This window comes from Sorangium sp. So ce367 (genome assembly GCF_051520455.1).
GTDB lineage: Bacteria > Myxococcota_A > Polyangia > Polyangiales > Polyangiaceae > Sorangium > Sorangium cellulosum_B.
In genome coordinates this window covers 6280075-6304723 of record NZ_CP150334.1, presented here as the reverse complement: position 1 = coordinate 6304723, position 24649 = coordinate 6280075, and the positions used below count along the sequence as shown (strand labels likewise).

The 24649-nt window shown below is 72.9% G+C and carries 14 protein-coding genes; 5 read left to right on the top strand and 9 right to left on the bottom strand.

The genetic code is table 11. The features are described 5' to 3' along the window. The first annotated feature begins 6 nt into the window (after positions 1-6). Complete coding sequence (gene pgl, locus WME97_RS23915) at positions 7-732, top strand: 6-phosphogluconolactonase (protein ID WP_437555055.1); 726 nt, start codon at positions 7-9, stop codon at positions 730-732. Positions 733-734: 2 nt separating this feature from the next. Here the strand turns inward: pgl and thrS are convergent, their stop codons facing one another. After that, a complete protein-coding gene (gene thrS / locus WME97_RS23910) occupies positions 735-2990 on the bottom strand; it encodes a threonine--tRNA ligase (RefSeq protein WP_437555054.1) in 2256 nt (751 codons plus the stop codon). A 329-nt stretch (positions 2991-3319) separates the two neighbouring features. Further along, entirely contained in the window at positions 3320-4411 is a 1092-nt protein-coding gene (locus WME97_RS23905) for a glucokinase (RefSeq protein ID WP_437555053.1), read from the bottom strand. 457 nt (positions 4412-4868) lie between these two features. Between WME97_RS23905 and WME97_RS23900 the strand changes: the two genes are divergently transcribed. The 3 genes from WME97_RS23900 to WME97_RS23890 are packed head-to-tail and all read left to right on the top strand — an operon-like array spanning position 4869 to position 9393. Further along, entirely contained in the window at positions 4869-6590 is a 1722-nt protein-coding gene (locus WME97_RS23900) for a mechanosensitive ion channel domain-containing protein (RefSeq protein ID WP_437555052.1), read from the top strand. Next, the gene (locus tag WME97_RS23895; RefSeq protein ID WP_437555051.1) at positions 6587-7924 is read left to right on the top strand and encodes a cation:proton antiporter; all 1338 of its coding nucleotides are present in this window, start codon (positions 6587-6589) and stop codon (positions 7922-7924) included. Before WME97_RS23900 ends, WME97_RS23895 begins: the two co-directional genes overlap by 4 nt. After that, on the top strand, positions 7921-9393 hold the full coding sequence (locus tag WME97_RS23890; RefSeq protein ID WP_437555050.1) for a cation:proton antiporter: 1473 nt from the start codon (positions 7921-7923) through the stop codon (positions 9391-9393). The genes WME97_RS23895 and WME97_RS23890 overlap by 4 nt, the downstream gene beginning before the upstream one ends. A 12-nt stretch (positions 9394-9405) precedes the next feature. Here WME97_RS23890 and WME97_RS23885 read toward each other — a convergent pair whose 3' ends face one another. The 7 genes from WME97_RS23885 to WME97_RS23855 form a co-directional block, all read right to left on the bottom strand. Continuing rightward, a complete protein-coding gene (locus WME97_RS23885) occupies positions 9406-10050 on the bottom strand; it encodes a hypothetical protein (protein ID WP_437555049.1) in 645 nt (214 codons plus the stop codon). A 209-nt stretch (positions 10051-10259) separates the two neighbouring features. Next, positions 10260-11528 carry an endolytic transglycosylase MltG gene (gene mltG, locus WME97_RS23880; RefSeq protein ID WP_437555048.1) on the bottom strand — a complete coding sequence of 423 codons (1269 nt, stop codon included), beginning with the start codon at positions 11526-11528 and terminating at the stop codon, positions 10260-10262. A gap of 106 nt (positions 11529-11634) precedes the next feature. Further along, on the bottom strand, positions 11635-13212 hold the full coding sequence (locus tag WME97_RS23875; RefSeq protein ID WP_437555047.1) for a vWA domain-containing protein: 1578 nt from the start codon (positions 13210-13212) through the stop codon (positions 11635-11637). 45 nt (positions 13213-13257) lie between these two features. Continuing rightward, positions 13258-15744: an NAD(P)-binding domain-containing protein gene (locus WME97_RS23870; RefSeq protein WP_437555046.1), complete on the bottom strand. Its 2487-nt coding sequence runs from the start codon at positions 15742-15744 to the stop codon at positions 13258-13260. Further along, entirely contained in the window at positions 15728-17461 is a 1734-nt protein-coding gene (locus WME97_RS23865; RefSeq protein WP_437555045.1) for a DUF4215 domain-containing protein, read from the bottom strand. Before WME97_RS23865 ends, WME97_RS23870 begins: the two co-directional genes overlap by 17 nt. After that, the gene (locus tag WME97_RS23860; protein WP_437555044.1) at positions 17443-20538 is read right to left on the bottom strand and encodes a vWA domain-containing protein; all 3096 of its coding nucleotides are present in this window, start codon (positions 20536-20538) and stop codon (positions 17443-17445) included. The genes WME97_RS23865 and WME97_RS23860 overlap by 19 nt, the downstream gene beginning before the upstream one ends. A 293-nt stretch (positions 20539-20831) precedes the next feature. Then, a complete protein-coding gene (locus WME97_RS23855; RefSeq protein ID WP_437555043.1) occupies positions 20832-23189 on the bottom strand; it encodes a cyclic nucleotide-binding domain-containing protein in 2358 nt (785 codons plus the stop codon). 497 nt (positions 23190-23686) lie between these two features. Here WME97_RS23855 and WME97_RS23850 point away from each other — a divergent pair, with 497 nt between their 5' ends. Continuing rightward, complete coding sequence (locus WME97_RS23850) at positions 23687-24487, top strand: hypothetical protein (RefSeq protein ID WP_437555042.1); 801 nt, start codon at positions 23687-23689, stop codon at positions 24485-24487. The last annotated feature ends 162 nt before the right edge of the window (positions 24488-24649 follow it).

Sequence of the window (24649 nt, the reverse complement as noted above, 5' to 3'; positions counted from 1 at the left end):
ACCGAGATGAACGGTGGTGAGGAGACCCTCGTCGCGGCGGACGCGGCGGAGCTCTCGCGGCTCGGGGCGGAGCTCATCGCGCGCGCCATCGTGGCGGCGGTCGACGCGCGCGGCGTCGCGCGCGTCGCGCTGTCGGGCGGGAGCACGCCGTCGGATGCGTACCAGCGGCTCGCGGCGCTCTCGCTCCCGTGGGCGCAGACCGAGTGGTTCTGGGTGGACGAGCGCGCGGTCGCGCCCGATCACCCCCGCTCGAACTACGGCGCCGCGCGCCGGGATCTGGCGGCGGCCCCCATCCCGGAGGAGCGCTTCTTCCGCATGGAGGGCGAGTCGCCGGACCTCCCCGGGGCGGCGGCGCGGTACGAGCGGCTCCTGCGGGCGCGGTTCGGGGTCGCATCGGCGGTCTCCTTCGACGTGATGACGCTCGGGATCGGCGACGACGCGCACACGGCCTCGCTGTTCCCCGGGACGGGGGCGGCGGGCATCGAGGACCGCCTGGTCGCCGCGATCCCGGCGCAGCCGGACAAGGGGCTGGAGCCGCGGCTCACGCTGACGGCGCCGGTGATCCAGGAGGCGCGGCTGAAGCTGCTCCTGGCCCGCGGGGCGGGCAAGCGCGGGGTCGTGGCGCAGGCGAAGCGGCCCGGCCCGGCCGACGAGGTGCCGGCGCGGGTCGTGCGCGGCGGGCCCGGGCGGCTCGTCTGGCTGCTCGACGCCGCCGCCGCGCAGGCCGGGTAACGTCACGTCACGACGGGGATCGCGCACTGCTCGCGCAAGAACTCGGCGAGCGCCTCGGTCTTCATGAAGCCGCGGTCGCTCCCGTCACGCAGCCGGACGGTGGCGCCCTTCGCCTCCACCTCCTTGTCGCCGATGACGAGCATATGCGGGATCTTCTCGACCTGCGCTTCGCGGATCTTCGCGCCGAGCTTCTCCGAGCTCCGGACGAAGCTCGCCCGGATGCCGTGAGCGCGCAGCGCCTGGGTGACCTGCTCGGCGTGGTCGTTGTGTTTGTCCGACACCGTGACGACGCGCGCCTGCTCCGGTGAGAGCCACGCCGGCAGGGCGCCCGCGTGGTGCTCCAGGAGCACGCCGATGAACCGCTCGATCGAGCCGAGGAGCGCCCGGTGGAGCATGATCGGCTGCTCGAGCTCTCCCTTGGCGTTCACGAACCCGAGCGTGAAGCGCTCGGGGTTGTTGAAGTCGTACTGGAGCGTCGAGCACTGCCACCTACGCTCGAGCGCATCGACCAGCTTGATATCGATCTTCGGCCCGTAGAACGCTCCGCCGCCCGGGTCCACCGTGTACTCGAGGTCGAGGGCCTTGAGGGCCCCCGCGAGGGTGCTTTCGGCCTTGGCCCAGTCATCAAGGCCGCCGACGTACTTCTCCGGCCGCGTCGAGAGGTTGATGTCGAACTGCTCGAACCCGAACGTGCGGAGCATCTTGAGGATGAAGCGAAGCACGCGGTGGATCTCCTGCTCGACCTGGTCAGCGCGGCAGAACAGGTGCGCGTCGTCCTGGGTGAACCCGCGCACGCGCATCAGGCCGTGCATGACGCCCGCGGCCTCGTACCGGTACACGGTCCCGAGCTCCGCGAGGCGCATCGGGAACTCGCGGTAGCTCCGCGTCCGGCTCTTGACCATGAGGATGTGAAACGGGCAATTCATCGGCTTGCAGCAGTAGTCGTGGCCGTCCACCGACATGGGGGAGAACATCCCCTCCCGGTAGAAGTCCCAGTGACCCGAGGTCTTCCACAGGTCCGCCTTGGCGATGTGCGGCGAGTAGACGATGTCGTAGCCCTCCTCGAGGTGCATCTTGCGCCACTGGTCCTCGATGATGGTGCGCAGGAGCCCGCCCTTCGGGAGCCACATGACGAGGCCGGCCCCGATCTCCTCGACGAAGTGCGGCTCGAAGTGCACCTCGACGTCGGCGTCCTTCCGGGCGCTCACCGCGGCCCTGAAGGCGCTCTTCGACTCCTGCGCCGCCGCGCCGCGGAGCCGGACGTGCAGGCGCGGGCGCGCCTCGTCGCCGCCGCCCGGAGGCGCCTTCGGCGCCTCGCCGAACTTCACCGTTCGCCGGAGGGGCCGCCCGGGGAACGCCGAGGCCGCGGCGCCGAGGGCGTGCTCCACGAGCGCGCGGTCGAGGGGCGCCTCCGCGTCCACGCCGACGTAGAGGTCGATCTCGTCCTTCTCGGAGTAAGCGTGGGAGTCGTAGCGCTCGGAGACGAGGTAGAGCTCGAGATCCCGCCCGAGCGTCCTGTGGTCGCGCTTCTTCGCCTCCTCCAGGCGGCGCACGTACTTGTCGAGGTCGTCCTTGTTGGGGAACGCCACGCCGCGCACGCGCTGGAGCGACTGCTTCGTGGCGTCGGCGCGCCAGTAGGCCGCCGAGGACGAGGTGATCTTGAACCCCTTGATGAACCCCGCGTGGGGCAGGTGCGGGCCGCGGCAGATATCCATGAACTCGCCGCAGCGATAGATCGATATGCTGTCCTCGGGGATCCAGGAGAGGATCTCCTCCTTGTATTCGTTCTTCTGCCCGAAACTCTCGAAGTAGGTCAGCGCGTTCTTCTTGTGGACGGAATGCAGCTCGAACTTGATCTTCTGCTCGATGAGCTTCTTCACCTCGGCCTCGATCATCTCGAGGTCGGAAGGGGTGAAGGTCCGACCGGCAACGTCGAAGTCGTAATAGAACTCGTCACCATGGCTCTTCGGGCCCATCGTGACCTTGGCGCCCGGGAACAACCGGAGCACGGCCGTCGCCATGAGGTGCTCGGCGGAGTGGTTGATCGTGTCCCTGCCCTCGGCCGTGTCCGCCTTCAGCAACTCCAGCTTCGCGCCGTCCCGGAGGGGCACGCGGAGGTCCTGGACCACCCCGTCGACGCGCGCGACGACGACGGCCTCGGCGAGCCTCGGCGAGATGGCCCGGGCGGCGTCGAACGCCGTGCCGCCATCCTCGAGCGCGAGGACCTTCCCATCAGGTAGAACGACCGAAGTTGCCATGACGTGACCTTCTTTTCTCTTTCCCCCGACTGTACGAGCGTCAGGTGTGTCGGTCTTAAAGCACCGTGCCACCAGCGTGTCAACGCCGCGAGGCCGCGCGCGGCCGCTCGATTTGAACGTGAGGGGGAGCGTGCGGCCGCGCGCGAGGAGCTCGTCCGCTCCTGCTCGGATCGTGCCCGGCGCGAGGCGGCGCCGCGCGATATGGCCTCTCGGCACCCCGGGGCGAACTCGCGCTCATCCGCCTCGGACCGACAGCGCTGCTCGATTCGGAGGCATGGAGTTGCGCGCGCGACTCCATGCCTCCGTCGTGGGCACGAGGACACGGGGCGTCAGGGCCTCCGGGCGGCCGCGCGGGCCCGGGGCGGCTCCGCGGCGGCGAGCTCTCTGGCGACGGCGAGCGCGCCCCGCACGCCGACCAGGGGATCGGTGACCACCGCGACGGGCACCTCTTCGAGGAGCGGCCTGAGGCGCCCCTTCTTCACGAAGGACTTCATGAACAGCTCGCGCCGCTGGGGGACGAGGTTCCTCGCGATGTTCCCGAGGACGAAGACCCCGCCGAGCGCGAGCTCGCGCAGGGCGAGGTTGCCGGCCTCGGCGCCGTAGATCTCGACGAACAGGTCGACCGCGCGCGCGGCGGGCCGGAACGCGCGGGCGAGCCCGAGCTCGGCGATCGCCGCGTTGCGGTCGCCCTCGGCGAGGCGGCGCTCGATCGCGCGCGGCACGCGGGCGGCGCGGGCGAAGAAGTCGAAGAGGGCGCCGAGCCCGTCGCCCGAGAGGACCCGCTCGTAGCTCACGTGGTCCGGGTGGCGCTCGGCGAGGAACTGCCACAGCTCGACCTCGACCGCGGAGCGCGGGGCAAAGTCGGCGTGCCCTCCCTCGGTCGGGAGCGTGACGTGGCGGGCGCCATTCCAGAGGAGCCGGGCCTCGCCGAGCCCCGTGCCGGCGGCGATGACGGCCACGTTGTTCCCCTTCGGCCGCGGCCTGCGCTCCGTGAGCGGCTCGATGGACGCGCGGGCGACGTGCAGGCAGCCCGTGGCGCCGACGACGAGGTCGTTCACCAGGAGCACGCGCGCGATCTTGAGCCGGCGCGACAGCTCGCGCTCCGCGAGGCGCCAGGGCAGGTTCGTGACGGTGGCGACCTGGTCCTTGATGGGGCCCGCGACGCCGAGCACGGCGACGGCCGGGTGAGGGGCGTCGCTGCGCACGAGGAACGGGAGGGCGATCTCCTCGAAGCTCGCGTGGTCGCGGCTGCGGAAGACGGCCTCGGAGAGGGGGCGGCCGCCGGAGCCACCGTAGAGCGCGAGCCGGGTGTTGGTGCCTCCGATGTCGCCGACGAGCAGCGACGGGGCGACCGATCTGTTGGTCCTTGCCACGCGGGCGCCCTGCCAGCGCCGTGCCTCGGCGGCAAGGCGATCGATCATCGAGCGAGCCCGGGGATCGAGGATTCCGGGCGAACTCGAGCGCGCCTGATCGCCGGGAGGCGACGGCGCCTGGCTCGCGGGCTGCCTGCCGAGGCCGTTTCATGTCCTGCGCCGCTTGACCGGCGGCCTGCCTCCGGCCGAGAGTGCCTGCGTGCAGCGGCTGTTCCCCGCGCTCCTGGTCGCGCTTGCCGGCCTCCTTGCTCCCGCCGGCGCTGCGTTCGCCGGGCCGGCGCAGGCCGCGTCTGCGCCGTCGCAGGCCGCGCCCGCCCCCTCGCAGTCTGCGCGTGCCCCCTCGCAGGTCGCGCCCGCCCCCTCGCAGACCGCGTCCGCGCCCTTGCAGGCCGCATCTGCGCCCTTGCAGGCTGTGCCCGCGCCCTCGCAGGCCGCGCCCGCCCCCTCGCAGGCTGCGCGTGCCCCCTCGCAGGCTGCGCCCTCTCCCTCGCAGCTCGCGCCCCCGTTGGCCTCGTTCGAGCCCACGCAGCTCGCGCCCCCGCCGGATTCTTCGGTCCAGCCGCCGCTCGTGCAGGTCTTGCCACCGCCCGCGGAGGCCCCGTCGGCGTCCGCGCAGGTCGTGCTGGCGCCCGCCCCGGTCGCGCGGCCTCCGGCGCCGCCGCCTGCGCCGGTCGCGCCGGCGTCCGCGCCGGTGGCGCCGCCGACCCCGGCCGTTGACCAGGGCGAGCCGGTGGCTCCCGACCCCCAGCCTTCACCTCCCGTGGTCGAGCAGCCCGAGGCGCGCGTCGAGCTGCTCGGCAGGACGGTCTTCGCCCTCCGCGTGCACCGGGGCAGCCTCTCTCCCCCGGAGCGCGCCCGTGAGGCGGCGCGCGTGCTGGAGCGCGCCGCTCAGGAGAAGGCGGTCCCCGAGGTCCGCGTCGACGAGCAGGACGGCGTGGCGGTCGTCTACGTCGGCGACCGCCCGCTCGTCCACCTCGGCCCCGAGGACGCGGCGGCGGCGGGCCACACAACGGTCGCGGGCCACGCCGCCGCGGTCGCCGGCACGGTGCGCGACGTCCTCGCCAAGGAGCAGAGCCGGAGCCGCCTCGCGACGAGCGTCTTCTCGTTCTCGCTGCTCGTCTTCTCCGGGCTGATCGCGCTGCTCCTGCTCCGCAAGGTCGGCGAGCTCGTCGAGCGAGGGCGCGCCTGGGTCGCCGAGCACCCGGAGCGGCTCCCGGCGCTGCACGTCCGCGGCATCGAGATGCTCCGGCCCGCCGCGTCGCAGGGCGCGCTCTCGGTCGCGCTCGGCGCCGCCGGCGTCCTCGTCCGGCTGGGCATCGCCTACATCTGGATCCTCTTCGCCCTCTCCCTGTTCGCCTCCACGCGCGGCACCAGCGAGAAGCTCACCGGCTTCGTGCTCGCGCCCATGTCGGAGCTCATGGGGCGCATCGCGCGGAGCGTCCCGGTGCTCGTGCTCGCGATCCTCGCGACGCTCGCGGTCATCGTCCTCATCCGCTTCGTGGGGCTGTTCTTCGGGAGCGTGAGCCGGGGTGAGACGTCGCTGGGGTGGCTCCCGTCCGATCTCGCGGTCGCCACCGGCGTCCTTGTCCGCTTCGGCATCCTCGTGGCCGCGCTGCTCCTCGCAGCCCCGCTCATCACCGGCACCGACGAGGGGGCGTTCACGCGGATCGGCTTCGTCGTGCTCGCGGCGGCCGGGCTCGCCAGCACGCCGCTCATCGCGTCGGCGGCCGTCGGCCTCTCGGTCATCTACGGGCGGCGCCTGCGCGTCGGCGACATCGCCGACGTGGGCGGCCGCGCCGGGCGGGTCCGCGAGCTGACGCTGTTCGAGGCGCGCCTCGAGGACGAGGACGGCTGCGTCGTGCGCGTGCCGCACCTGCTCAGCCTGTTCCACCCGACGCGCATCCGCGGCCGCCCTCCGGTCGTGTCCGTCGAGATCAGCGTCGACCCCGCCGCCGATCTCGATCGGGTGCGCGAGCTGCTCCTGAAGACGGGCTCGGGCCTCGGCAGCCGCGCCCGCGCCGCGCTCGTCGCGATCGACGAGGGGGGCGCTCATTTCCGGGCCACGATGGCCTGCGACGGCGACGACGTGCGCAGCCGCTGGCTCACCGCGGTCGCGCAGGCCCTCGTCGCCGCGGACATCCCGCTCGGGCGCGCGCCGGCGTCCTCCGGCGGCGCGCGGCGCGCCGCGCCCGCGCCCGCGCCGGCCGACCGGAGCGCCGCCTCGTGAACGCCGTCTGGCTCCTGATGGGGCTCCTCGTGCTGTCGTACCTGGGCAGCTCGCTCGTCAGCGGCCGCGTGCTCCGGGGCATCGGCCTCCCTTCCGGCGCCGAGTACGTCGTGCTCGGCTTCGTGCTCGGGCCCTCGGCGCTCGGGCTGCTCGAGCCCTCGTCGCTCGCCGCGTTCGAGCCCGTGGCGGGCGTCGCGCTCGGCTGGCTCGCGCTGGTCGTCGGCCTCGACTTCGGCTTCGTCGGCAGCCGCCGCGTGCGCCCGTCCCGGATGGCGCTCTGCGTGCTCATGAGCCTCCTGACCGGCGGCGCGGTGGCTGCCGCCGTCTGGTTCGCGGCGGCCCACGGCGCTCCCTCGCTCGATCGCGGCGACCGCGCGCTGCTCGCTGCGGGCGTGGGCGCCGTCTCCGCCGAGACGACGCGGCACGCCGTGCTGTGGGTCACGCAGCGCTACAGCGCGAGCGGCAAGCTCTCGGATCTCATCGCCGACATCGCCGACTGCGACGATCTCGGCCCGCTGCTCATGATGGGCGGCGCGTTCGCGCTCGTCCCGCAGGCGACGGCCCAGTGGCCGATCCCGTTCTGGGGGTGGACGGTCGTGACGGCGCTCATCGGCGTGGTGCTCGGGCTCATCGCGGTCGTGCTCCTCGGGAGCGATTTCCGCCTGATCCAGAGCTGGGGCGTGCTGCTCGGGGCCTCGCTGCTGACGATGGGCACGAGCGCCCGGGTCGGCCTGTCGCCGCTGTTCGCGGCGTTCGCGATGGGCGTGACGATCGCAGCCTTGTCGCGGCACCGCGACGAGATCGTCGCCATGGTCGCGCCGACCGAGCGGCCGGTCATCCTGCCGGCGCTCCTGCTCGCGGGCGCGCACGTGAACCCGAAGGCGGCGCCGTTCCTGCCCTGGATCGTGGCGATCGCGCTCGGGGCGAGGCTCGTGGGCAAGCTCGCGACCGGGCTCGTCTTCCGCGTCGTGTCGCCCGACGCGCGCGAGACGTCGCCGTGGCTCGGCCTCGGGCTGCTCTCGTCCGGCGCGGTGGCGATGAGCGTCGGCCTCGCCTTCGCGCTGCGCTTTCCGGGCCCGGTCGGGCACACCGTCCTCTTCGCCGCGACGGCCGCGGCCGTGTTCGGCGAGCTCGTCGGGCCGCAGGCGCTTCGCGCCACGCTCCGCAAGGCCGGCGAGCTCGCCGCGCCCGAGCGGGAGTCGCTCTACTTCGGCCGCGGCCTGGCCCGCGGCGGGCGCGGCGCCGCGCCCGGCGACGGAGGCGAGAGGGGCGGCCCGCCGTCGCCCGCGGCGCAGCGCGGGGGAGGGATGAGGAACGAAGAGGTGTCACCGTGAGCGCCGCAGCACTCCCCGACGTCGAGGCCGCCTCGCCTGCCTCGCCCGCCGGCTCGGCCGCGCCGGCCGATCCGGGCGCGCCGGCCGAGCAGCAGGGCGCGCCCTCCGCGCGCCACCACGGGTCGGCCCCGAAGGGGCCGCTGAACCACCTCACGCACGCCGTCGCGCTCGTGATCCTGTTCGGGCTGCTCTACGCCACGACGCGCGCGGTCCCTCACGAGCACGGGCCCGCGGGGGCGGTCGCTTCGATCGGCTTCCTCCTGCTCGCGGGCACGCTCGCGAGCGAGCTCGTCGAGCCGCTCCGCCTGCCGCACATCTCGGGCTACATCTTCGCGGGCATCGTCGCCGGCCCGCACGTCTTGAAGCTCGTCGACCACCACGCCGTGGAGGAGATCTCGCGGGTCAACGCGCTGGCGCTGGCGCTCATCGCGCTCGCGGGCGGCGCCGAGCTGCGGATCGACGTCGTCAAGAAGAGCCTGAAGAGCATCCTCCTGCACAACCTCGTCCAGACGGTGCTCGTCTTCGTGGCGATGACGGGCGTCTTCTACGCGGCGCGCTCGCTGGTGCCGTTCGCGGCCGAGCTCTCGACCACGGCGGCGCTCGGCGTGGCCGTCCTGTGGGGCGTCATCGCGGTCACCCGCAGCCCCTCGGCCGTGCTCGGGATCCTCTCCCAGACGCGCGCGACCGGCCCCGTCGCGATGCACACGCTCGCGTTCGTGATGACGTCGGACATCATCGTCATCATCGTGACGGCGGTCGCGCTCTCCACGGTGCGGCCGCTCCTCGAGCCGGGCGCGACGATGTCGATGCACGAGATCGAGCTGCTCGGCCGCGAGATCCTGGGGAGCATCTCGATCGGCACGACGCTCGGCCTCGCGCTCGCGGCCTACATGCGGCTGATCGGCCGCCAGCTCATCCTCGTGTTCGTGGCGCTCGGCTTCGGCGCGACGGAGGTGCTGCGGTACCTCCGCTTCGACGCGCTGCTCGTGTTCGTGGTGGCCGGCTTCGTCGTCGCGAACCTGTCGAAGCAGGGCGAGAAGCTGGTGCACGCGGTCGAGGACGCCGCGAGCGTGGTGTTCGTGCTGTTCTTCGCGACGGCCGGCGCGCACCTCGACCTGCCCCTCTTGCGGCAGATGTGGCCTGTCGCGCTGCTCTTCGGCGTCTCGCGCGCCCTGGTGACGTGGGTCGCGAACCGCATCGGCAACCGGCTGGCGGACGATCCGCCGCTCTTGCGGCGGTGGTCGTGGTGCGGGCTGGTCTCGCAGGCCGGGCTGACGCTCGGGATCAGCCTGACCATCGAGCGCGCGTTCCCGAGCCTCGGCGCCGGCTTCCGCGCGCTCGTCGTCGGCTGCGTGGCGCTGAACGAGGTGTTCGGCCCGATCCTCTTCAAGTACGCGCTCGACCGCGCCGGCGAGACGGCGGTCGAGGCCTCGCGCGGCTCGCTGCCGAACCTCGGGCGCCACGGGTGAGCCGGGGCCCTGTCACGGGGTGAACCGGAGCGAGTAGCTCACCACGGTGGGGCCTTTCCTAGGCTTGAGGAAGTCGATCTTCTCGAAGACGCCGACCACGCACTTCGTGAACGCCTGGCCCTTGAGCGCCGTCCGCGGCTTGCGCACCTCGGCCTTGCCGCCGTCCTTCTCGATGCGGAGATCGATGCCGAAGTCGCCGCCCTTGGTCGGGTCCTCGGCGAGCGCGAAGCAGCGGCGGAACTCGTCGAAGTGGGGCGCGACCGAGCGCTTGATCGGCTCCTTGGTGAAGTCGTCGTGCGGGCCGCCGCCGATGTGCATGCCGATGTTGGCGACCTTGACCTTCGGGAGCGGCCCGGCGTCGGCTGGCGCCGCCGCATCGGGCGCGGCGCTGGCGGCGGGCGCGGCGCTAGCGGCGGCGACCGTCGTCTCGGCGGCGGGCGCAGCGCTGGCGGCGGGGGCCGCGCTGGTGGCTGGCGCAGCGCTGGCGATGGGAGCAGCGCTCGAGGCCGAGTCGGGGGGAGCGGACGGAGCGGCGGTCGCGGAAGCGGCCTGCGTCACTTCGGCCGGGGGCGCGGTGCGCGGCGAGCAGCTGGCGACAGCGGCAGCGAAGGCGAGGGGAGCGGAGAGCGCGAGGAGGAACGGAGCGGGACGGCGCATGATGGCGCGCGAATCTACACCGCGGCGCGCGCAGATCCAGGAAGCGGGGGCGGCGCGAGCGCGGCCGAGGCAACGCGAGGAATGACGATCCGATCGCTGCGCGCGGAGAGCCGCCGTGATGCGCGTGAGGGACGCCGTGACGGAGGGAAGGGGTCCGTCGCGCGCCCGAAGGCGCAGTTTGTGTGCTGGATTGCGTTCGTGTCCCGCGCCTAGGGCGCCGTCGCGTCCCGGCGCTTCTGCACGGCGTCGTTGTGGTCGTCCAGGCTCTCGCTGAACCGGTGGCGGCCGCCGCCCGCGGCCACGAAATAGAGGTACTTCGTCGCCGCGGGCGCCAGCACGGCCGCGATCGACGGCGCCCCAGGGTTGGCGATCGGCCCGGGCGGCAGCCCCGGGTGCGCGTAGGTGCTGTAGCGGTTCTTCGGATCCCGCACCACGGCGGGCGTGGCCTTGCCGCCCCACTCGGCGCATGACGGCGCCTCCTCGGGCGAGGCGACGCAGCCGTAGAGCGCCGTCGCGTCGGACTGCAGCTTGCGAGAGCGGAAGCTCGGATCGAGGAGCCGGTTCAGGAACACGCTCGCGATGAGCGGCCGCTCCTCCTCGACGACCGCCTCCTTCTCGATGATGGAGGCCAGCGTGAGCACCTCGCGGCGACCCCAGCCGAGCGTCGCCTGGAGCGCCGCGAGCCCATCCTTGCCCTGCGCCGCGAGCGCGCTCCACCGCCGGTCGGACTCGGCGACGAGGCGCCGCGCCACGTCGCGCGCGTCGGAGTCCAGCGCGAGCTCGTACGTCGCCGGGAAGAGGTACCCCTCCGCGCTCTCCGCGCCCACGGCGCCGCCGCGCTCGATGCCGAGCGCGTCGAGGAACGCGCCGTCGGCGGTGGCCGCGAGGAACGTCTTCCGGCCGGCGATGCGCAGCTTCTCCAGCCGGGCGGCGATGTCGAAGCGGCTGAAGCCCTCGGGGATCGTGAGCTTCGCCGTGGGGCGCCCCTCCGCGCGCGTGAGCAGCTGCCGCAGCTCCCGCGGCGTCGCGCCCTCGAAGAGCAGGTGAGGGCCCGGCACGAACGCCTCGGTGCCGCCCGTCGCGCCGAGGTAGAGCGCCATGGCGCGCTCGCTCTCGACGAGCCCCTCGGCCGCGAGCAGCGCGGCCGCCTCGCCCGCGTCGAGCCCGCCCGGCCAGTTGATCTCCACGACGCGCCCCCGGTCCGGCGCCCTCGCGCGCCCGAAGCCGAACACCAGCGCGAGGAGCGCGGCGCACGCCGCCATGACCACGCCCGCGAGCCCGAGGAGCAGCGCGCGCCCGCGCCCGGCCCGGGGCTGGGCAGGGCGCCGCGACGCCGGCGAGCGCTGCCCCGCGCCGCGCGAGCGCCGCGCGGGGGTCGCCTTCCGGGTCGACGGCGGCTCGCGCGGCGGCGAGCCCTGCGCGCCGTCGCCACCCGTCCGGCGGTTTCCCGGCCGGCTCGCCCTAGGTCGAACGCCCACCGCCGGGAGTCAAAACCCGAAAGCCCGACGCGTGTCAACGCCCCGCGTGGCCGCGGGGCAGGGGCCGGAGCGCGCCGTCCGCGCCGCCAGCGCCGGGCGCCGCGCGTCAGCGCGCCAGATCGAAGGCCTCCGCCTCGTTGCGGCGGACGGCGCTCTTGCCCTGGCGGGACTGCGCCGGGGCGGGCCGCGGCGGCGCCGCCGCCGGGGCCTGCGCGAAGCCGCCCGGCCCCGCGGCGGCGGCCGGCGGCGGCGTGGCGAACGCCGGCGGTGTGGCGAAGTCCGTGCCCGCGCGCTCCAGCGCGGCGAGCTGGCCCTCGAAATCGGACGCCACGTCCTTCGCGCGGTTCGCCGGGGCGCTGGCCTTCGCCTTGTCGGCCGCCTTCTTGAGCGACGCCTGCTGCGCGTCGAGCTTGCTGCGCGCCTCGTCGAGCCGCCCCTGCTCGAACAGGAAGTTGGCCTGCTTCAGCGTCGCCGCCGTCTCGCTGCGCTGCACGCGCCCCGCGACGAGCGCGTCGAGCTCGCTCGCGTCGGCGTCGCTGTCCGCGATTGCGACGCCGAGCTTGCCCACGCACCGGGCGTCGGTCCTGGCGACGAGGTCCCGGTAGGTGAGGCCCACGTCGGCGACGGGGGACTCGCCGCGCGCGTCGCCGCCGGGGCCGCCGAGGCCGCCGAGGCGCACCTTGAGCAGGACCGTCTTCACCTCCCCCGCCGCGAACGCGCCGAGCGGCACGATGACCTGATCGCCGGCCCGCCGGAACGAGCGATCGAAGACCCGGTCGAGCTCCACGCCGGGCGCCAGGTCGATCGCGAGCTCCGCGCCGCTCGCGACCGACGCCGTGAGCTGCTCGGCCTCCGCCTCGAAGATGCGCGCGAGCGCGGCGTCGTTCTCGACGAAGTAGTGCCGGCCGTTCGAGTCGAGCGCGATCGCCGACAGGATCTTCTCGTTGTAGTCGACGTCGACCCCGATGGTCGTGATGGCGACGCCGCGATCGCGCGCCCGCTGCGCCATCGCGCGGAAGCCGGGGACGTCGCGGACCCCGTGGTTGGCGTCGCCGTCGCTGAGGACGAGCATCCGGCTCACGCCGGCGCTCGTCTGACCGAGCAGCGAGAGGCCCTCCTCGATGCCGCACGAGATGCACGTGTCGCCGCCGAGCGAGATGCCGCGGACGCTCGCGAGGATGCGGCCGCGCGTCTCCGGCCCGACGGTGGTGGGCGGCACGACCACGCTGGTCCTCGTGTCGAAGGTGACCACCGACACGACGTCGCCGTCGTTCAGGCGGCTCACGGCCGTCGTCGCCGCCTGCACGGCGTTCGTGAGGCGGGTGCCCTTCATCGAGCCGGAGCGATCGATGACCAGCGAGAGGTTCGCCTGCGCCTGCGACCTCGCGGGCGCCCCGTCGCCGCGGACCTCGAACATCAGGAACGTCTCCTGCGCCGAGCGAGGCAGGCGCGCGTGACCGACGCGCCCCTCCAGCATCAGCCTCGATCCGGTGGTGAAGCGGCTCGGATCGAGCGCCGCCACGGCGCCGCCCGTCACCTCGGGGACCTGGCGGGGCGGCTCGGTGATCACCTCCGGGACCGCCGTGACGGAGCTCCCGCCCCCGGACGGGGCCAGGGAGTAGACGGAGAGGCTCGTGAACATCATGCCGAGGGCGGAGAACAGGGCGACGTGGGTCGGCTTCATGGCTCCTCCAGAGAACGGCCTGGGCCCCCCGAGCTTACGATGGACTCACGGCGTGGGGACCGCGGGCGTGGTCCCTTGTACGTCGCCGAGCTCGGAACGATCTGACGGCTCCGCGGTCGGCCGGACACCGGCGGCGCGGAGGGCGCTCCACGGCGGGATGCTCCCGATCAGGACGAGCACGGCGTCGCAGGGGTGCGCCCGGGCCCCCGAAGGCGACGCGAGGGTCGCCACGAGCGCGCCGCGCGGATCTGCGGCGAGGGCGGAGACGTCGGTCTCGAACAGGAGCGAGAGGCGAGACGCCGCCGCAAGCCTGCGCAACTCCTCGATGTTTCGGGTCTTCCCGCGGCGGAACCCGGCGCCCCGGTAGACGACGGTGACGTCGGTGGCCGGCTGGCGGGACAGCGCGATCGCGGCTTCCATGGCGACATCGCCGAGGCCGACGATCAGCACGCGGCTGCCGGCGAGGCTCCGGGCGTCGGCGAGGTGGTAGTACACCCGACCTTCCACCTCGGCGGATAGCTCGAACGGAAGCCGGCGCGGCGAGCCGCGCTGGCCGATGGCGAGCAGCACGCGCCGCGCCCGGCGCTCGGTGCGCTGTCCGCCCTCGCGCGGCTCGGTGACGACGACGAAGCCGGCCGTCGCGTCGACCGCGTCGACAGCGCGCGCGCCTCTGCCGGCCGCCGCGCCGACGGCGGGCGCGCCGGAAGAAGCCGCGCGGGCGACCGACACCATGCGGGTGTCCTGCAGGATCGGCAGCCGCTCCTTGCGCACGATGCGGAGCCAGTGGGAGAGCAGCTCCTCCTTGGTCGACTCCTTCAGCCACAGCTTCCCGGTCATCGGCAGGTCGAGCGGCTGATCGAAGACCAGCTTGCCGCGCGGGAAGCTCTGGATGCTCTGCGCCACGCTGCCCTGCTCGATCACCTCGAACGAGAGGCCGAGCTCCTTGGCGCGCAGCGCGGCGCTGATCCCGGCGGGCCCCGCGCCCACGATGATCAGATCGAGCTCCTGACCGCCCGCGCCGCGCGGGCCGGCCTGCCGCAGGTCCTCCGCGATGCGCGTCGCGGCGTGCGCGCCCTGGTGGATGGCGTTCTTGATGAGCGGGAGCCCTGTGACGTCGCCGGCGAGGTGCAGGCCCGGCACGTCGAGGCTGCCGAGGTCGTCGCCGAGGCGCGGGCGATCGGCGATCGGCGCGCCGCCCTCGATGGTGAGCGACCCGTTGGGGCAGCGCTGCTCGCACAGGGTGAGGCCGCAGCACGCCTCGGGGCGGGCCACGACCGCGACGTACTTCTCGATGGCGAGCACGTCGTACGGGCACGCGTCGACGCACGCGTAGCAGCCGAGGCAGGTGGTCGTGTCGATCCGGGGCAGGCGCACGCGCGCCGCGGGGCGGAGCATCGCGTCCTCGCCCCCGGCGTCGCTCGCCGCTCGCCGCGCGCGGCGCGCGCGCAGCGCCTGGCCGCCGCGGGCGCCCGCGAACGCGAGGGCGGCGGCGGCGAGGCCTGCGCCCATCCAGAGCAGGGCGGGCGCGCCGGGCGTGGCGCCGGCCTTCACGACGGGCAAGGCCGCCGCGGCGTCGCGCGCCGCGTCCCAGGCGAGGGCGCGGTCCTCGGTGTGCTGCCCGCTGCAGACGCCGGCGGGGCTCGTATCGCCGCCTGCGCGACCGGCGTTGCGGCCTGCGGGGCGTGGGTCGCCGCCTGCGCGGCCGGTCGCGGCGTCCTCGGGGAGGGCAGGGCGGTGCTCGTCGAAGCAGGTGATCGGACGGGCCTCGCCGAGCGGCGCCTGCGCCGCGACGAGGCAGCGCGCGATGGGATCTCGCGGCGCGGCGAGATCGTGGCACGGCGCGCAGCTCCCGGCCGTGACGATCGCCACGGTGGCCGGCTGGCCCGGGCGGAAGGCCGACCTCGGGAGCTCGACCTCGGCGCCCGGCGCGAAGCGCACAGGCGGCCTCGCTGGATCGAACACGACGCCCTGATCGCCGCGGTGGATGGGGTGGCAGGTGGCGCAGCTCAGCGCGCCGCTCGCGAGCAGCTGCCCGTGGCTCCTGCGGGTGGAGCCGTGGGCGCCGTGGCACCCCACGCAGGCCTGATCGATGCGCGCGCCTGCTGCGGCTCCGCGCGAGGGCGCGGCTTCCCGGGCCGCGGCGGCCTCCCGCGGCGCGGCGGGCGCCTGCTCGGCGTGGCACGACGCGCATGCGAGCTGCGCGCGCGCGTGGGGCAGCGAGAGCGGCCCCGGCGCCGCGTGCCCCCCCGGCGGCGGGAAGAGCAGCGCCGCCGCGCCCGTCGCGACGGCGCCCGCGAGTGTGGCCGGCAGCACGCCCCGGAAGCGCGTGACGTCGGAGGTCGCCTCGGCGCGGCGCGCGCCGCGCCCCCGCACGACTTCCCGCGGCTGGGCGGCGCGCTGGCGCGGATCGGAGAGATCGGCGCGGTAGAGGGTCCTCGTGGGATCGGGCAGGCCCGCCGCGTCGTCGGCGCCGCCGTCCGTCGGCGCGGACGGACGGCGGCCTCCGCCGCTCGGGCTAGAGGAGCGTGACATTCAATCGATAGAAGAAGGTCGCGTCGGGGACGAGCGACGCGGCGCGGACCCTCACATAGTACGTGCCCGCGGCGAGGTCGGTCAGCGAGGCGTAGGAGCAATTGCCGACCCCTGAATCGTCGTCGGATGCGAGCACGGTGGTCCCGTCCTCCCCGAGGATCTCGATGTAGCTGTCGATCTGCCCCTGCTGGCAAGCGTTGGTGCCGTTGTCGACGACGTTCGCGTACAGCGTCGAGCGCGGCCCTGGCACGGTCACGGCGATCACGTCGACGTCGCCTGCCGGCGCGATCTCCGCGAGCCACGGGTTCGCATATGCATTGGCCTGCGCTGGGGTGCCGTTGGGCTCCGCCTCGTCGAGCTCGAAGCGGCAGGTGGCGCTGCATCCATCGAGGGGATCCGTGTTTCCGTCGTCGCACTGCTCGCCGGCGCTCATCGTGCCGTCCCCGCAGACCTCGGGGACGAGCGTCACGTCGAGGCGGTACGGGAACGTCTCCGCCACGGAGCCGAGCACGGACGTGACGCGAACATAGTAGTCGCCCGCGGCGAGCCCCGGCGCGACGGCGCGGGCGCAAAGGCCGTTGTCCCCACGGTCGCGTCGCACGATCAAGTTCCCGCTTCCATCGAGGATCTCGATGACGCTGTCGAGCCGGCCGGTCAGGCAGTCGGAGCTCGTGACAGCCGCGGTCTCTGCGGTGAGGACCGTCGGCCCGCTCGGCACGGTGACGCGCACGACATCGACGTCCGGGACATCATCGATCGGGGCGCCGATCGCGGCGAAGAACGGAATCTCATAGGTGTTGGCGGAGGCGATGTCCTCGTTGGGCTCCACCTCGGTCGGCTCGAGCTCGCAGCTATCGCTGCAGCCGTCGCCCGGCTGATCGAGGGCGTTGTCGCACTGCTCCGTCGGATCCTGGATGTTGTCCCCGCAGACGGTCTGTCGGCTTCCCACGCGGAGGTCGAACGCCCCTGCCTGGCTCGCGTCGGCTCCCGTGATGATCACGTAAAACGCATCGCCCTCGCGGACGGGCACGGTCAGCCGGTTCTCGATCCCCGCGCCGAAGCTGGGCCTGCCGCAGTCGCCCACGATCGTCGAGGGGTCGCCGCAGGCGCTGCGCAGCTCGGCGACGAGCTGCGCGTCCGTGCGTGGGGTCACCACCACGTCGAGGAACCCGGTGATCGTCGCCGTGAACGTGTAGGCGACGCCAGGGCTCCCCGGCCAGCATTCGCCCTCGACAGCCGCGTGCCCGAAGGTATCGCCGGTCGCGGTCCCGGGATCCGGGAGCGCCACGGGCGCGGCGCACATGTCCGCGCAGGCCGCCTCACACTCCGGATCGCCGCAGTCGATGCTGTCGTCTCCGTCGTTGTCCCGCCCGTCCTGGCACGCCTCGACGCCCGAGCAGCTCGACGCGTCGAGGGTGCACTCGGGGCTGCACCGGACCTCGCCGCTATCGAACCCGACGCTCTGGCAGGTCGCGCCCCTGAGATCGGGTCCGTCGCACGCCTCGTCCTGCTCGGCGACGTCGTTCCCGCAGTCGCCCGGGGGGCCGCCCCCGCTGCCCGCGCCCCCGTCGCCGCCTCCGGCCGCGCCGGCGCCGCTCGAGGCCGACGGGGCCCTGGGCCGCGACGCGTCGTCATCTCCGCTGCACGCCGCGACCACCCCTGCAGCGCAGAGGAGCGCGGTCACCATGGTGCTTCGGCTCACTCGGTATCTGGACATGAATACGTGATCTCCCAGTCCTGCACCTGAACGCCGCCCCCTCCGCTGCTCGTCGGATTGAGCCTCATCCGGACCTCCAGGTACTCTGTTCGAGCGTCCGGCAGCTCTTGCAGCACGTCGAAGAGATCGATCGCGCACGGCGGCATCGAGCCCTCATCGCAGATCCGGGTGTCGGTCGGCGTGGCGTGGGCGGTCGCGGCGAGCCTGACCGTCGCCGAGGCGAGGTCGGCGGGATCATCCGCCGCTCTCACGAAGAACTCGACGCTCGAGTCGCCAGGGGTCGTCGTCCTGTACCTGAGGTATCCCCACTGGGTCTTGGTCCCCGGCGGGCAGACGCCGTGGTACTGCTCCCACGCCGTGGTCATCGGCGTGACGCTCGTCGTCGTGCAGGGCACGACGGCCCGGACCTTCCCGCCCGGGTTCTCGCGGATGGTGGAGCAGGTCGCCGGGCAGAGCTTCACGTTCGTGTTCCCGGAATCGAAGTACCACCCTCCCGCGCCGCAGCTGCCGACCCCGGCCCGCGGCGTGAGCGTCGTCTCCACGCCGGCGGCGTTCTCGTAGACGACGGACACCGACGCGGGATCCGAGACGCCCGCGATGGGGACGGTGACGTCGCAGGGCAGCGCCTCTCCGCGGATCGAGACGAGCGCATTGAGGAGGTTCCCTTCCAGCGTCGAGCCAGCGCTGAGGTTGAACGCCTGTCCTCCGCCCTGGTCCGCGATGAGGTTGATGACCTCCGCGTTCGAGTTGCCGAAGCCCACCGCGTGCACGCGGACGCCGTGGTTCACGAAGGCGTTTCGTGCCAGGTTTCCGATCGCGTTGGGGACGGTGCCGCAGCTCGACGGGATGCCGTCGGTGACGAACACGACCGCGACCTCCTCCTCGGGATGGGCGGTCTTGTAGTCGATCGCCCAGGTCGCGGCGCCGTCCAGCGCCGGGTGCATGGGCGTTTCGCCGTTGGGCGTCGGGAAGTTGATGAAGGCCTGCATGAGCTTGATCTCTTGCTGGTCTCCCATCGCCGCAGACTCCTCGGTCAACCTGTCGGCCGCGGCGCCGTTGAACGGGACGAGCGGCAGCGCGCAGCCGCCGCCGCCGGCAGGCGGACAGGAAGGGGTCTCGTTGCACGGGCCCGGGTTGTCGAGCGGCCAGAACCGGAACGCGACGCCGAGCCCCGCAGACGCGGGATCCTGGAAGAAGGACTTGAGCGCGTTCGTCGCCGGAATCCATCGATCGTTGATCGTGTCGTCAAACGATGAGCTCAGTGTTCGCCGCATCGAGGTGGATCGATCGAGCGCCACGAACAGGGTGACCGGCCTGACCAGCGACACGCTCGCCGTGGCGATGCAGGCGGGCGACTCGCACATGGCCGATTGATAGATGCTCCCGTTGTTGCCGCACCGGCACTCGGGGATCTGCATGGCGCCAGGGGGATTGACGATGAGCTCCATCCCGTCGGTGACGCCGGTGCAGCCGGCCACGCTGATGCACTCGCCCGGGGCGATGGGCTGCGCCGTCATGCACGCGAGAGTGCCGCCGCTTTTCGGGCTGCTGCAGGAGGAGTTGAGGACCTTGCTCGGGGCGGAGGACGGCAGCTGGTTGGCGGTGGAAGCATACCGGTGGATGGCGATTCCCGCCGGGGCCGGGGTGGTGCCGCGGTTGCAGACCGGGATCGTCCCGCCGCAGGGCACGCCGATCGTGAGGTCCGGCTGGGTGCACGTGGCGTCTGTCTGGTTCGGCTGGTACGACTTGCAGAGGCCTTTTTGCGGGCAGGTCTCGCCGCAGACGCTCTCCACGAGGTCGACGCAGCTCTGTGACCACTCGCCTCCCGGCGCGCAGCAGTTCGGCGACACATCGCAGATCTGCGACACGCAGGAGTTGCACGATGCATTGAGCCGTTCGCCGGTGTAACACTTGTCGTGCGCGCAGCCGGGATCGGTGTCGCAGGTGGAGCCGCACAGCGACTCGGCCAGGGTGACGCAGCTCGCGTCCCATCGTGGGGTGACCGAGCTGCACGTCTTGGGGGCGCATTCCGTGGCGACATAACCCGCGCAGGTCGAGCTCCAGGTCCCGGTGCAGCGGCCGCCCGACAGCACGGTTCCCGGGGGACATATGCTGCTGCTGGGCGTGGTGCAGCGGCCTGGGAAGACGCAGGTGCTGCCCGTGCCGATGATCGCAGTGCACTGCGCCGTCGTGCTGCACGTGATATCACAGCAGCGCGGATGGTTCGCGCAGATGGTATGGATGCACGCGTCGCCGCACGTCGTGGTCATGTTGGTCGCGGCGCCGGGAGCCGCCACGCAGGCGTCGTGACCGCAGTCGGCCGGTATGGTCGTGAAGGTGCAGCAGCTCGGGTTCGCGTTGCAGACCTTCGTGGCGCAGCCGCTGCAGTTCGCCAGCAGCGACACGCCTGTCGCGCACGGGTCGTGATCGCACGCGCCCCTCGCGGGGTCGTCGCAGTACTGGTCGAACTGGCAGTCCTCGCTGGTCGTGCACGGCTGGTGCGTGCCCTCCCGCGCGACGGCCTCGGGCAGCTCGTTGATGTCGCCGACCGACCACGTGTACGTCGGGCCGGTCCCCGCGAGGCTGATGGGCCCCCCGTCCGGCGTCTCCTCGAACGACTGGCACGTCGGGTCGCACGGGTTGGTCGCGCACAGGCCGCCGTCGGAGGCATCGGAGTTGGCGAGCGGGCGCGGATACCCGCCCTCACCGCTCCCCGGCGGCGCCGAGCCGAACGGCGACCTCCGCATCGTCATCGTCCCGTCGCAGCTGCCGTAACGCCCGTCCTCGCAGCGCCGGATCCCGTCGAGGCAGGTCAGCACACCTTCGTGCTCGCCGACGGTGACGTGACACTCCACCTCTTCGCCGTCGACGCACGGGTCGCCCGTTCCCGGCCCAGCGTCAGGCCAGTCCGTCCCCGGCTTCGGCGGCTCACCGGCGTTGTTGCCTCCACGGCACGATCCGGCGATGAGGGCCGACGCGGTGAGCAGCGTCACGAGCAGCAGCGCTCTCGGCGCCCACGCGCTGGGGGAGCCTGATCGGGAGAGCGCTCCCATCCACTTGGTCGAAGGACCAGCCATCGGCTTCTCTACCTTCCACTAGGGTGCTGTCGGGAAAATTGTACCTGGGCGCAGAAGGCAAAGTCCAGGCCTCTCGCCTGCGCGCCGCCTGCCGCGCGTCTTCGCCGACGCGGCGCTCACGTGCGCGCGTCGATGCCCGCGTCGCCGCGCCGGCGGAGGCGCGCGCGGCGCACAAAGAAATGCCGTGCCTCGCAACCATTTCATAGCGAGTCCGGGGCGTCCCGGTGCGCTGTCCCGCGCCGCGGCAGCGGCCGTGTGGGGCGGCGTGCGCGCGCTCCCGGTCCGGCGCGCGCTCATCGAGGCACGCTCGCCGCCGTCATCGCGTGGAGCACGAGCAGCGCCGCGGCGACGCCGAAGGTGATGATGTGCGCCGGCAGCCCTCCGCGGAGCGCGGCGAGGAGCGCGCGCTGGGCCGGGAGCGCGCGCAGCTCCACGGCGAGGCGGATGAGCTCCGCCAGGCCGGCGAGCCGCTCGGCCCCGCGCCCTTCGAGGACCGCGTCGATGCGGGCGCGCAGCGCGCGCTCCTCCTCGCGCAGGCCGCGCCCCGAGGCGAGCAGCGCGAGCGGGCCGAGGGGGCTCTGCAGGTAGGGCACGAGGATCTTCTCGACGATCTTCTTGACCAGGTCGCTGCGCCCGCTCACCTCGCGGTAGAAGCGGTCGAGCAGCTCGCGCCGGGCGGCGCTGAAATCCTCAGGCAGCGCGGCGGTGCGCTCGATCCGGGCGAGGCGCCGGGGCGCGAGCCGGTACGCGATCGCGGTGAAGGCGCCGGCCGCCGCGGTGGCCCAGAACACGAGGTGAAGCGCCGCGCCCAGCGTCGGGCGGCCGGACCGCGGCCACGGCGCGTGCGCGAGCGCGAGGCCGGCCGTGACGAGGCCGATCGCGAGGTGCCCGGTCAGGTGCGGGCGGAGCCGGCTCTTCACGGGCGCGGCATCGCCGCCCTCCACGGCCGTGTCGCCGCGCCGCCTGGGCCGCATCCACGCCCATCGCCCGGCGCGCTTGGGGACCGCGTAGAGCAGGAGCAGCGCCATGCCGACCGCGGCGGCGACGCCCGCCGAGAAGGCGGCGCCCTCGCCCGGGCGCGCGCCGCCGCGCGCGTGCGCCGACAGCCCCGCCGCGCCGAGCCCGGCCGCCGCGAGCGCGCTGCCTGCGACGACCGCAGCGCCGCTCCGTGGCGCGGCGGCGCGCTCCTGCTCGCGCCGCGCCCCGCCGAGCAGGTCGCGCACGTCGGCGATCTCCTCCGCCGGGTTGACGCGGAAGATCGAGCCCGTGGGGCAGGCCTTCACGCACGCGGGGCCGTCGTGATCGCGGCAGAGATCGCACTTCACGGCGATGTCCGCGAAGCCCGCGCCTCCCGGGCGCGGCGCGGCCGCGGGGCGCGGCGCCATCGCGATGTTCTCCCACGGGCACGCCTTCGCGCAGGCGCCGCAGCCGGTGCAGAGCGCGTCCCGGATGAACACCTCTCCCCCGGTGTCCTTGCCGATGGCGCCGGTGGGGCACTCGATCATGCAGGCGGGGCTCTCGCAGTGCTGGCAGGAGTTCGGCAAGAGCAGGCTGCGCGGCGCCTCCTTCTGCGCGCCCTGCTCCGCGTCGTCGACCCGCGCGCGCACCTTGTCTCCGCGGCGCACGAGCCGTGAGACCCCGTGCACGTCGGCGCACGACCACGCGCAGTGTCCGCAGCGGGCGCACGTCTCGAGATCGATGACCAGGAGCGACCGCGCGACCTGAAGGCGATAGAGGTCCCTGAAGATGTGCGCTGTGTGATTGCGCGCATGGCCGGCGATGACCGCCTCCTGCCTTTCGTGGTGCTCGCCGGTGATGCGCCGGAGTCGGGGGATCAGATCAGGGTGCTTCCGCGCGAGCGCGGCGAAGGTCTTCGACGGTACGGCCAGGAGCGCCGTGGCGCCGCTGGCCACGGCGCTCGCCGCCCGGCAGCGGCTTTCGTCGAGCTCGACGTCTCCAAAGAAATCACCCCGGGTGAGGTACGCGCGCACATGAATCCGATCTCCGTCCTCGGTCTGAATTTGCACCATCCCTTCAGCGATGAGCCAGAGCTCGGCGGCCGGATCGCCTGTGCGATAGATGGCCTGACCGCGCTCGAAGCGCCGATGACTCACTGCGTCAAGTAGAATTTCGACGTCGTCCGAGTCCAGGTCACGCGTGAAGGCGAGCGTGCTGAGGAGGTCGCGTGTCGCGCTCCTCCGCAGCGCGCGCTCGAGCTTCTCGGCGATCTCGGCCTTGCCGGAGCGACCGGCGGCGCGCCGGAACAGGTGGACCGGGATCTCGGCGAGCACGCTGGGGGCGAGCGCGACTGCGGTGGTCCTGCGCGACATCCCCACGACCGCCTCCTCGCCGATGACGTCGCCCGCGGCGGCTGTGCGCACCTCGGTATCGCGATCGTCTCCACGGCGCGTCGCGCGGAGGGCGATGCGGCCGGACGCGACCACGAAGAAGGCATCGCCGGCGTCGCCCGCGCGATAGGCGACCTCGTCCGGCGACAGGGAGCGGAGCCGCCCCGCCCCGGCGATCTCGCGCCGGGCGCGCTCGTCGAGCCCTCGCAGCAAGGGGGCGTCGAACACCGCCGGCGGCCACGCCTTGGGGCGGTCAGACCCTGCGTCGCGCGCGCCGCCGTGGGTGTGGTCCGATGAGCGCATCAGCAGGTCTCCTGGTCGAAGGACGCAGGCCGCCGCTCCTCCCGACCCGCCCTCGCCGCGCGAACACGGCCCGAGCCGCCCCCCGGAGCGAGGTCGACAGGAGCGGGGCAAGCTGGGGAAAGCGCGGCGCAAGACGCGCAAGGCGCACAGTCGGCGCGAAGAACGCGGACGTGGACGCAGACGTGGACGCTGAGCAGACGAGGCCGGCGTGTCATGGCGTCGGATACCGTCGCTCCACACCGTCGCGCATCCGCTGTCTTAAGGGACGACATGGTCTTACTTCACGTTCACGAAGGTGCAGAAAAAGGACGAGCGCCCCGAAAATACCTTGACACCCAAGCCGATTACAGTGAATATCCATCCTGCTAGACTCGGCATCTTCGGCGCCAGGGTTCGTTTGAGGGTTCGGCATGAAATGACTAGCATCTGTTCTTGAGTGCACATGCAATGTCATTCCAAATCAACGAGGTAGAAGTATGAGTAGGCGCACGACGAGTTTGGCTGTTGCTTCCCTGGCTGCCGCGTCTTTCATCACGCTCGCTTCGGCTTCCGCGAGCGCGAAGGGCCCCGAGGATTGGGCGCTCGAGTTCATCGACAACTCCGTCAGCAACGAGTGGGGCACTGAACCCGAGTGCTTCATGAACTGGGACGACGCTGACCAGTCGAAGGCGTGGACCGGGATGACCAAGGCCGCGTGCTTCTTCACGCTGGCGCTGCAGAAGTCGATGGGGTACGCGCAGCAGGACATCTATGCGATGTGGGGCAAGAACAGCCCGACGTCCGATTATTATTTCGATATCGTCAACGCGAGCCCGAAGGTCGGCGCGACCCCTCCCGGGTTCGAGACGTACTTCCGCCGTGTCGAACGGGCGGTCGACATCCAGAAGGGTGATGTCTTCACCATCGGCGCCACGGCCACCTTCGCCGGCCACACGATGATCATCACCGGCGCGCCGGAGAGGATCCTCCCGCAGATCAACCCCCGCTACTCGGGGACGGAGCAGTTCGCGGTCCCGATCGCGGACTCGACAAGCTCGTCGCACGGGTGCGCCGAGGGCAAGTACAAGGACAGCCGGTGGAGCGGGCAGTGCACCGGCGGCTACATGACGCCGGGCGCCGGGACGGGCTACGTGCGTGTGTACACCGACTCGCTCACGGGCATCCTGCTCGGCTTCACGTGGAGCGTCACGTCGTCGCAGACGAGCTACTACTCGCCCTCCACGCGCCCCTACCGGATCGGCAGGCTGTTCAAGCTGCCCGATCCGCTCCCGACCGAGCCGCCCCCGCCCCCTCCCTGATCGACGGCGACGCTCTTCATGACCACGGCGCGCTGAGCTCGTCAGCGCCTGACCAGCGAAGCCCTTACCCCGCAGGCCGGGGTAGGGGCTCGCCCCTTTTTGTCGGCCGGCGCGTCGAGGGGCCTGCCTCGTCCGTCGCGTGGTTGGCGTCAGTTGCGTCAG